Below are 3050 nucleotides of genomic sequence, written 5' to 3' on the forward strand. Positions count from 1 at the left end.
GATCGAGCGGGTCATCGTGAAGTCCCAGCCGTTGCCCAAAACGGGAGGGGGGTTGAACCTGCCGATTATCGGTGAGGTGGAAAATGTGGCGGTGGATCCCCCTGGGGTCACGCTGGAAGCGCGAATCGATACCGGGGCCGCGTCATCTTCGATGCACGCAGAGAATATCCAGATGGTGGAGCGGGACGGTAGTAGGTATGTGCGTTTTTCGGTGCTCAATCCCGAAACCAACGAGTTGATGGAGGTGGAGCGCAAGTTACACCGCAAGGTGTTGATCAAACAGCAAACCGGTGAGTATGAGCGCCGCTATGTGGTGAAGTTGTGGTTGAGTTTGGGCGGGATAAAGGAACAGGTGGATGTGACCCTGACTGACCGCTCGGATTTTGAGTACCCGTTGTTGGTTGGCCGCAATCTGTTGACGGATACGGCCATTGTTGATGTCAGTCGCAAACACACACTGAAGTAACCCTTTTATGTCCTCAAAAATGCAAATTATGGTGGTGGCCGGGATTCTGATTGCGATCGGACTTGGCCTGACACTGTACAAACGCTTTGAACTCGGCTTTCCATTGTTGCCGGGGGCTCGTCAGGATGTCTGGACCCTGGAGTCGAAGATTACCTTCAACCCCACTGGCGGGCCGGTGGAAATTTCCATGGTGTTGCCGGAACCCCGGGCCGGTTGGGTGTTGCTGGACGAGAATTTTGCGTCATCGGGTTTTGGCTTTTCCATTGAGACGAGTCCCGATGGCAGCCGCAGGGCCAAGTGGACACGGCAGACCCTGGAACGACCGGCCACCCTCTACTACAAATTACAGACCTACCGCTCCGACGAGTTTGGCCTGGGCGCCAGTCCGGTGCCGGAGATTGTGCCCCCCGAGCTAACCGAGGACCGTCAGGCGGCGATGAACCGGGTAGTGGCGAAACTGCATGAGCGCTCTTCCGGGCCCCTCAGTTTTACCGAGCTGTTATTGCTGCAGCTGGTCAATGACAACATGGATCAGGACACCGAGTTCCTGTTTGCCGGCCATGAATTCGGTCCGCTTGGTGTGATCATGGATGTGTTGGCCTATGCGGGCATTCCCGCCCAGCGGGTCAAGGGGGTGTTTCTTGAGAGTGGCCGCCGTCGCCAACAGATTTCCACCTTGATTGAAGTCTTCGATGACGGTCGCTGGCAGCTGTTTAATCCGAGCAATGCGCAAATGGGGTTGCCTGACAATTTTTTTGTTTGGCAACGGGGGGAACGCTTTATTTTCGATGTCATCGGTGGCAGCAGTTCACAGCTGGAATTTGCCCTGGTGAAGAATACCTTGCCGGTGAAAACCCTGTTGTCCATGGAACACCAGGCGGGCGACAAGTTGATGCTGGACTTCTCCATTTACGCACTGCCGGTGGAGCAGCAGGGGATGTTCAAGGGGCTGCTGCTGATTCCGGTCGGTGCCCTGGTGGTGGTGTTGTTGCGGGTGCTGGTGGGGATTCGCACCTCTGGCACGTTTATGCCCATCCTGATTGCCCTGGGCTTTATCCAGACAACCCTGCTGGCCGGGCTGGTGATTTTCCTGATGGTGGTGGGTGCCGGGTTGTGGATTCGCTCCTATCTCTCCCATCTCAACCTGTTACTGGTGGCGAGAATCACTGCGGTGGTCATTATGGTGATCCTGCTGATGGCGGCCCTCAGTATCGTCAGCTACAAACTGGGCTTCAACCAGGCGCTGACGGTGACCTACCTGCCGACCATCATTCTCTCCTGGACCATCGAAAGAATGTCGATCCTGTGGGAGGAGGAGGGGGCACACGAGGTGTTGATACAGGGAAGCGGCAGCCTGCTGGCGGCGGTGCTGGCCTACCTGGTGATGACCATGGATCTGGTTGAGCACCTGACGTTCAATTTCCCCGAGCTGATGATCGCGCTGATGGGGGTGGTGCTGTTGCTGGGTAAATACACCGGCTATCGGCTGTCCGAGTTGTACCGTTTTCGCTACCTGAGGAAAGACTGGCAGTGAAATTCATCTCTCCCAAGGCGTTGCGCGAACTGGGCGTGCTGGGCATGAACAGCCGCAACGTGAATTATATCGGCCGGCGCAATCCCCGCCGCTTGTTTCCGCTGGTGGATGACAAGCTCAAAACCAAGCGGCTGGCGCAAGAGTACGGCATGAATGTGCCCGCACTCTATGGTGTCATCGAAATCCAGCACGAGATCCAGGATCTGGAACATCTGCTTGAGGGCCGGGAGCGTTTTGTCATCAAACCTGCCCAGGGCAGCGGTGGCAAGGGTATCCTGGTGATTTCCGAGCGCAACGCTCACGAGTTCACCAAGTCCTCCGGTGCCGTGCTGAACCTGCGGGATGTGAAGCGCCACACCTCCAATATCCTCAGCGGGCTTTACAGCTTGGGCGGCCGACCGGATGTGGCGATGATCGAGGATATGATTATCTTCGACCCCATCCTCAGCCATTACAGCTACGAGGGTGTTCCGGATATCCGGGTGATTGTCTATCGGGGTTTTCCGGTGATGGCGATGATTCGCTGCGCCACCCACGCCTCCGACGGCAAGGCCAACCTGCACCAGGGCGCGGTGGGCGTCGGGCTGGATATTGAAACCGGCCACAGCGTTTGCGCGGTACAGAACAATGCCAAGGTGACCAGGCACCCGGATACCGGTTACGGTTTTGAGGACCTGAAGTTGCCCCACTGGGAGCAATTGTTGTTGCTGGCCTGCGGCTGCTACGAGATGACCGGACTCGGTTATTTCGGTGCCGATATTGTGCTCGATAAACACCGCGGTCCGATGATTCTGGAATTGAATGCCCGGCCCGGGCTGGCGATACAGATTGCCAACCAGGCGGGACTGGCGAAACGCCTGAAGACGATCGACCGGCTGAAAAGCATCGCCCTGCCCGTGGAGGAGCGGGTGACTTTGGCCAGGCAATTGTTTGGGCAGCAGCCGTCGATGTTCTAGGGCCTGTTCACACTAATTTGATTACCACTGCTGGAGGTCATTTTTGCTTCCAGCGAGGCGGAATGAGCGTGGTTTAGTTATTCTAAATGAGCGA

Annotated in this window: 3 protein-coding genes; all 3 read left to right on the forward strand. The window is 56.8% G+C overall.

All coding sequences use genetic code 11. From position 1 onward, the window contains the following. On the forward strand, positions 1-466 hold a 466-nt coding region (locus ABY948_RS11845; RefSeq protein WP_461482741.1), incomplete at its 5' end, for an ATP-dependent zinc protease family protein. Between the two features lie 7 nt (positions 467-473). Further along, entirely contained in the window at positions 474-2000 is a 1527-nt protein-coding gene (locus ABY948_RS11850; protein ID WP_461482742.1) for an inactive transglutaminase family protein, read from the forward strand. Continuing rightward, positions 1997-2956: an alpha-L-glutamate ligase-like protein gene (locus tag ABY948_RS11855; protein WP_461482743.1), complete on the forward strand. Its 960-nt coding sequence runs from the start codon at positions 1997-1999 to the stop codon at positions 2954-2956. Before ABY948_RS11850 ends, ABY948_RS11855 begins: the two co-directional genes overlap by 4 nt. Positions 2957-3050: the final 94 nt, after the last annotated feature.

Origin of the sequence: Porticoccus sp. (assembly GCF_041592135.1) — a bacterium.
In the GTDB taxonomy this organism is placed as follows: Bacteria; Pseudomonadota; Gammaproteobacteria; order Pseudomonadales; family Porticoccaceae; genus Porticoccus.